Raw genomic sequence first — 6,588 nt, 5'->3', positions numbered from 1 at the left:
TCCGCCATTTTCAGCGTCCGCACGATGACAGGCACGGTCAGCGCGACCATGTTCTTTTCGATGCCCCGCGCCCGCTGCGCGTCCCGCACGTCGTTCACCGTCTGCACTACTACCGGAATAAACCGCAGGGTGAGCGACACGGCGAGGCTGACCTTGGCGGGGTTGACGCCCACGCGGGCGAGCGGCTGCATGGCCCGCTCCAGCGCGGCGAGCAGGTCGGACACGCGGGTGGTCAGCGTCACCAGCGACGACAGCAGCAGCAGCACGCCAAAGCGCAGCACCGTGACCGCGCCCGATTCCAGACCCGCCAGCAGGCTTTGCACCACGAACAGGAACAGCAGCACCCCCAGCGAAGGCCGCAGTTGCGCCCAGCTTGCCCGCCAGCCCAGCCGCGCCAGCCCGTAGAGCGCCAGCGTCAGTGCCAGCAGCGCCAGCAGCACCCGCCAGTCGCGCACCCAGAACACGACGACGCCCGCCAGCAGCACCGCTGCCAGCTTGGGCGCAGGCCGCAGTCGGTGCAGCGGCGACTCGCGGGGGACATAGAGGCCGAGCGTCACGCCATCCGCTCCCGGTACACCCGCAAGGCTTCGGCAGGCTCTCCGTCAGCCAGCAAACGCCCGTCGTCAAAGACCAGCACCCGCTCGAAGTCGTGCAGCAAGTCCAGGTCGTGCGTCACCACGATGGCGGTCTGCGGCAGGGCACGAATGGCGGCGGCCACGCGGTTGCGGTTGCGCAGGTCGAGCAGGGTGGTCGGTTCGTCCAGCACCACATAGTCGGGCCGCATGACCAGCACCCCGGAGATGGCGAGCAGTTGCTTTTGCCCGCCGCTGAGTAGGTGCGAGGAATGCTGACGGTAGCGGCTCAGGTCGTACCGTGCCAGCACTTCGCTGATGCGGGCGTCTATCTCGGCGGGCGGTAACTTCAGGTTTTTCAGCCCAAACGCCAAGTCTTCTTCCACCACCGGAAAAACAATCTGGTGGTCGGGATTCTGAAACACGAAGCCGACCTTGCGCCGCACCGCTTTGGGGTCCCGGCGGGTGTCCAGGCCATCCACCAGCACCTGCCCCCCCGTCGGCAGCAGCAGGGCATTAAGCAGCCGCGCGAAGGTGCTTTTGCCGCTGCCGTTGCTGCCCACCACGCCGATGCGCCGCTCGGTGAGGGTCAGGCTGAGGGGATGCAGCACGGGCCGCTCGTCGTAGGCGTGCGAGACGCCCCGAAATTCGATCATGCCGTTACTATGCCCGCACAGGCTGCGCCGAATTCGCCCTGATGATGGGATAGCTGCGCTTGACCGTCACGGCGACCAGCGCGGCGATGATGGCTTTGGCGAGGTCGCCGGGCAGGAAGGGGCCGGAGGCGAGGGTGGCCTGCCAGTAGTTCAGCTTGTCGGAGACGTAGCTCAGCCAGGCGTTGCCGATGCCGTACATGACGACCACGCTGCTGACAAAGATGATGACGAGGGCCAGAGGAAAGTTGAGCCGCGCCCAGTTGCGCTCGGTCAGCCAGCCGATGACGTAAGCGGCAATCGGCCAGGAAAACAGGAAGCCCGCCGTCGGCCCGGCAAAGACACCCAGCCCGCCGCGCCCGCCCACCAGCAGCGGCAACCCGACAGCGACCAGCACCAGAAACAGAATCATGGACAGAGCGCCGCGCCGCGCTCCCAGGACCGCCCCCGCCAGCATCACGCCCAGCGTCTGCGAGGTAATCGGTACGCCCGTCGCCAACATAATCGGCGGCACGACGGCGAGGGCCGCCATGATGGCAGCAAAAAGAGCGATATACACGATGTCTTTGGTGGTCACGCCCCGCATTGTCTCACCTTTGCTTCGTTCAGTCCATATCGAATCGGGCTGAACGAAACCGAGTAGAGCCTTTAGCCCAGGCTCCACCAGGGGCGTTTCTGGTGGCCGCTCAGGTGCAGCAGGTCGCCCAGGGTCCGAATGCGGCCTTCCCGTTCCAGTTCGCAGGCCAGCACCAGAAACACCTGCGCCGTGATCAGGGCGTCGGCCAGGGCGTCGTGTTCGCCGTAGACCTCTACCCCGAAGCGCCGGGCCAGCGCCGAGAGGGTGTAGTGGTCGCGGCGGGCAGTCTGGGTGGTCTGGCGGTCGAGGGCCAGCGCGAGGGGCAGCGTGTCCACCGTGGGCGGCAGGCCCAGACCCCAGCGCTTCAGAAAACCGCGCTCCAGCGTGGCGTAGTGGGCCAGCAACACCCGCCCGCCCAGCCGCTCGCGCAGGGCAGGGCGCACGTCTTCTAGGGCGGGCGCTTCCGTCAGGCGCTCGGCACTCAGGCCATGAATCGCCACCGATTCCGGCAAAAAAGGTCGAGTGGGCCGCACCCACGACGCCCATGCCCCGCCCAGCCGAACCCGACGCCGCGCCAGCGGGACCAGCCCCACCTGAACCACCTCGTCGCGGGCGGGGTTCATCCCGGTGCTCTCGAAGTCGAGCGCCACGTACTCGGCCTCCTGCCAGTGCTGGGCGCCCTGCGTCACGCGCCCCCCACCTGCGGAGCCAGCACGCTCTGCACCCGCCCAATCAGTTTGAAAATCTCGCGCAGGTGGACTTCCTGCGGCCCGCTCAGGTCGTCCAGGGGCAGGCGGGTGCTGGGCGCCCGGCCCTTTTCCAGTTGCCCGAGTTGCAGTTCCATGCGCAGGTCGAGCAGGTAGCGGTACGCGCCCAGCAGGTCTTCGCGGGTGTCGGGGTGCAGCAGGCTGGGACCGGACGCACTCAGCCGGGTGAAGGTGCTCGCGCCGGACTCGCCCACTTGCAGCGCATGAATCCGCGCCAGGTCGATGATGAGGGCCAGCCCCTGCGTCTTGAGGTCGAGGGTGTCGTCCCGGTCGGTGCGAATACGCCGCCGAAAGCCCAGCGGGGGGCGGTGGCTCAGCGCCAGCCGCGTCAGGTGCGCGATAAACGCCGGGTTCTGGCCTGCCGACACCCGCGCCTCCTTGCCCGCCGTCACGTCCAGCGTGCCCGCCACCACGCGGGGGTCGAAGAAGATGGTCACGTTCAGCAGGGCTTGCGGGTCAGGAATGCGCTGCCAGTCGTGCATTTTTTCCACGTACTGCGCCAGTGTGTAGGTGTGGCGAGAGGCCATCACGCCGCCGCTGCACGCCTCCAGCCCGGCCTCGGCCAGCAGCGCCTCCACCCTCTGCGCGAAGGGCACGAAGTAGGGGCGGTGTTCCTCGCGCTCTATCAGCAGCATGTGGTCCTGGTCGGGGTTCAGGCCCGATTCGCGCCGGGCGATAGAACCGAGCAGCACCCAGGCGTACGGCCCCGGCGCTGGCCCCAGTTCGGCTTCCGCCAGTTGCAGGGCGCGGCGATAAAGGGCGTCGTAGGCGTAGCTCGCCAGCCGTGCCAGATGGTCGGCCCGCTGCCCGGCGCGAAAGAGGTTGGCGGTGTACTCGGGCAGCAGCCGGGCGTGCCGCACCAGTTCGGCCCGGCCAGGGGCGTCCAGCAAATCCTGCACCACATAGCCCACGCCCTGGGTCTGGAGCCGCAGCAGGTCGGACGTGCCGACCATCCCCACGAGTTGCCCGCCCTGCACCAGCGGCAGATGCCGGATGTTGTGCCGGAACATCAGGTTCAGGGCCGACATCGCCGTCATTTCGGCGGGGGCGGTCAGCGCAGGTGCAGTCATCACGGCGGCGAGGGGCGTCCCCGGCGGCAAGCCTTCAGCCAGTACACGGTTTCGCAAATCCTTGTCGGTCAGGATGCCGAATTCCCCTCCCGGCAGCGGCACCATCAAGCTGCTGATACGGCACTCGCGCATCCGCGCCGCCGCTTGCTGCACGGTCATGCCAGGCTGCCCCAGTTGCGCGGGCCGCATCACCTCGCTGACCGGCACGCTCGACAGGTTGGTGCCCAGGCCGCCCCGCTCCAGCCGCGTCGCCAGGGCCGAGGTCAGGAACTGTTGCAGGTCAGGCAGCGCCAGCCAGCGCCCGGCCTTTTCGGGGGGCAGGACATAGAGCCAGGTGTCACGCATGGCCCGTGCCGTCCCGGTGCGTACTCCTCCGCCCAATGTTTCGCCGTCGGTATAGGTTTCGCCGTTCAGGTCGAGTTCGCCGCGCCGCACGACGAACAGGCCGCTGCCCAGGTCACGGCTGCTGCCACTCGGCTGGTATTCCACTTCCAGGTCGCGCACCAGCGCCGCCAGAAGGCGGGCGTCCAGCTGGCGGTAGGGCGGATAAGCCTGCAAAAAGCGTTCGTGGTCATGCAGTCCGACGCGGCTGGCCTCTGCGGTCATGGGGCAGGTCTCCTTTGAAGGGGGTGTGGCTCAGCCTACCCTGCCGGGCGGCCCGGCTTGACTGGACAGCTGGCCCTCTTTGCACCCGGTTCAGTACCCCGGACGTGACGGCCTGTCTTGAACGCCGGAGTGGGGCGCTAGATTAGAACGCACCCAAAAACCAGACGGCCCGCTCTGCGGCTGTTTTCATTTCTCGCTTGCCCCGGAGGTTTGCCCATGACCCAGCACGACCACATCGACGCCATGCTTCACGAAACCCGCGTCATTCACCCCAGCGAGGACTTCAAGGCCAAAGCCAGGGTCAGCCGCGAGGAGTACGAGCGCCGCTACCGCCAGAGCCTGGACGACCCCGACACCTTCTGGTCGGAAGTGGCAGGCGAGCTGCACTGGATGAAGAACTGGGAACAGGTGCTCGACTGGCAGGAACCGCACGCGCAATGGTTCGTGGGCGGGCAGACGAACGTGGCCTACAACGCGCTCGACCGCAACGTGGCCCGTGGCCTGGGCGACAAAAAGGCGATCATCTGGGAAGGCGAGGACGGCGAGGTGCGAACCTACACCTACGCCAAACTGCTGCGCGAGGTCTGCAAGGCGGCCAACGCCCTTCAGGAACTCGGCGTGGTGGCGGGTGACCGGGTCACGCTCTACATGCCCCTGATTCCCGAAGCGGCCATCTCCATGCTGGCCTGCGCCCGCATCGGGGCGGTGCATAGCGTGGTGTTCGGGGGCTTCAGCGTATCGGCGCTGGCTGACCGCATCAACAACGCCCAGAGCAAAATCCTGATTACCGCCGACTCGGGCTACCGGCGCGGCAAACCCGTGGGCCTCAAGGTCAACGCCGACGAAGCTGCCAAACTCGCCCCGCACCTCCAGCACATTCTAGTGGTGAAGCGCACCGGGATTCCGGTGGACTGGTGGACGGAAGGGCGCGACATCTGGTGGCACGACCTGGTCGACCGCCAGAGCGACCAGCACGAGGCTGCGCCGCTCGACAGCGAACACCCGCTGTTTATCCTCTACACCTCCGGCAGCACGGGCGCCCCCAAGGGGGTGCAACACACGACGGGCGGCTATATGGTCGGCACCTACCTCACCACCCAGACCGTCTTCGACCTGCGCGACGACGACCTTTACTGGTGTACCGCCGACATCGGCTGGATTACCGGGCACAGCTACAGCGTCTACGGCCCGCTGCTCAACGGCGCCACCGTGCTGATGTACGAGGGCGCACCGAACCACCCCGACTGGGGCCGCTTCTGGGACATCATCCAGCGGCATGGCGTCACCATCCTCTACACCGCGCCCACCGCCATTCGCTCCTTCATGCAGCACGGCGAAGACATTCCGGGCCGCTATGACCTGAGCAGCCTGCGCCTGCTGGGGTCGGTGGGCGAACCGATCAACCCCGAGGCGTGGATGTGGTACCACCGCGTGATTGGCGGCGAGCGTTGCCCCATCGTGGACACCTGGTGGCAAACCGAAACAGGAAGCATCATGCTGACCACGCTGCCGGGGGCCTTCCCCAGCAAGCCGGGCAGCGCGGGCCTGCCGATGTTCGGCGTGGAACCCACCCTGATGACCCACGAAGGCGAGGAACTCGGACCCGACGACGGCGGCCTGCTGGTCATCAAGCGGCCCTGGCCTTCCATGCTCCGCACGGTGTACGGCGACGACGAACGCTACCGCAAGAGCTACTGGGGCGAAATCAAGGGCGTGTACTTTGCAGGCGACGGGGCGCGGCGCGATGGCGACGGCTATTACACCATCGTGGGCCGGGTAGACGACGTACTGAACGTATCCGGCCACCGCCTGGGCACGATGGAAATCGAGTCGGCGCTGGTCAGCCACCCCGACGTTTCCGAGGCGGCAGTGGTGGGCCGTCCCGACCCGGTGAAGGGTGAAGCGGTCGTGGCCTTTATCCTGCTGCAAGACGAGCACTCGGTAGATGCGGCAGCCCTACGTGCCCACGTCAGCCGCGAAATCGGCGCACTGGCCCGCCCAGACGCCATTTACATTGCTGACGCCCTGCCCAAGACCCGCAGTGGCAAAATCATGCGCCGTTTCCTGCGTCAGATCGCGGCGGGTAACGAAATCACGGGCGACACCAGTACTCTGGAAGACCCCAGTGTCCTGGAAAGACTGGCGTCCACTCCCGCCGTTTGAGCACAAGAGGCAGCCACCGCCCGCTGGGGGTTGGTGGCTGTCTCTCTTCATATCTAGGGGAAAAAGAAAAACGGCCCGAGTCCTGGGGACTGGGCCGTGATTCGGGATGCAGGAAAGAGCAATGCTTGCGGAACCTATAGAAAGGAGGTGATCCAACCGCACCTTCCGGTACAGTTACCT

General features: G+C 66.7%; 6 protein-coding genes. 1 reads left to right on the top strand and 5 read right to left on the bottom strand.

Annotated features, from left to right (window positions below; genetic code table 11):
* The 5 genes from Q4C89_RS13255 to Q4C89_RS13235 all read right to left on the bottom strand — a co-directional run.
* Positions 1 to 557: energy-coupling factor transporter transmembrane protein EcfT (locus Q4C89_RS13255; RefSeq protein WP_303103098.1), on the bottom strand; the 557-nt coding region annotated here is incomplete at its 3' end.
* Positions 554 to 1,228 (bottom strand): energy-coupling factor ABC transporter ATP-binding protein, encoded by a 675-nt coding sequence (locus tag Q4C89_RS13250; RefSeq protein ID WP_303103097.1) that lies wholly within the window; start codon positions 1,226 to 1,228, stop codon positions 554 to 556. The genes Q4C89_RS13255 and Q4C89_RS13250, both read right to left, overlap by 4 nt.
* Positions 1,229 to 1,235: 7 nt before the next feature.
* The gene (locus Q4C89_RS13245) at positions 1,236 to 1,811 is read right to left on the bottom strand and encodes a biotin transporter BioY (protein ID WP_303103096.1); all 576 of its coding nucleotides are present in this window, start codon (positions 1,809 to 1,811) and stop codon (positions 1,236 to 1,238) included.
* Positions 1,812 to 1,873: 62 nt separating this feature from the next.
* Positions 1,874 to 2,491, bottom strand: a complete 618-nt coding sequence (locus Q4C89_RS13240) for a 3'-5' exonuclease (protein ID WP_303103095.1) — start codon at positions 2,489 to 2,491, stop codon at positions 1,874 to 1,876.
* Positions 2,488 to 4,245 carry a DUF294 nucleotidyltransferase-like domain-containing protein gene (locus Q4C89_RS13235; RefSeq protein WP_303103094.1) on the bottom strand — a complete coding sequence of 586 codons (1,758 nt, stop codon included), beginning with the start codon at positions 4,243 to 4,245 and terminating at the stop codon, positions 2,488 to 2,490. Before Q4C89_RS13235 ends, Q4C89_RS13240 begins: the two co-directional genes overlap by 4 nt.
* A 216-nt stretch (positions 4,246 to 4,461) precedes the next feature.
* On the opposite strand from Q4C89_RS13235, the gene acs reads away from it, so the two are divergent.
* Positions 4,462 to 6,408, top strand: a complete 1,947-nt coding sequence (gene acs, locus Q4C89_RS13230) for an acetate--CoA ligase (RefSeq protein ID WP_303103093.1) — start codon at positions 4,462 to 4,464, stop codon at positions 6,406 to 6,408.
* The last annotated feature ends 180 nt before the right edge of the window (positions 6,409 to 6,588 follow it).

Origin of the sequence: Deinococcus sp., from assembly GCF_030523985.1 — a bacterium.
Taxonomy (GTDB): domain Bacteria; phylum Deinococcota; class Deinococci; order Deinococcales; family Deinococcaceae; genus Deinococcus.
This window is presented reverse-complemented; position numbering and strand designations above follow the sequence as displayed.

Excerpts from the sequence above, each read along its gene's own strand:
- Q4C89_RS13250 (WP_303103097.1), bottom strand. The coding sequence starts at position 1,228 with ATGATCGAATTTCGGGGCGTCTCGCACGCCTACGACGAGCGGCCCGTG.
- Q4C89_RS13245 (WP_303103096.1), bottom strand. The coding sequence starts at position 1,811 with ATGCGGGGCGTGACCACCAAAGACATCGTGTATATCGCTCTTTTTGCT.
- Q4C89_RS13235 (WP_303103094.1), bottom strand. The coding sequence starts at position 4,245 with ATGACCGCAGAGGCCAGCCGCGTCGGACTGCATGACCACGAACGCTTT.
- acs (WP_303103093.1), top strand. The coding sequence starts at position 4,462 with ATGACCCAGCACGACCACATCGACGCCATGCTTCACGAAACCCGCGTC.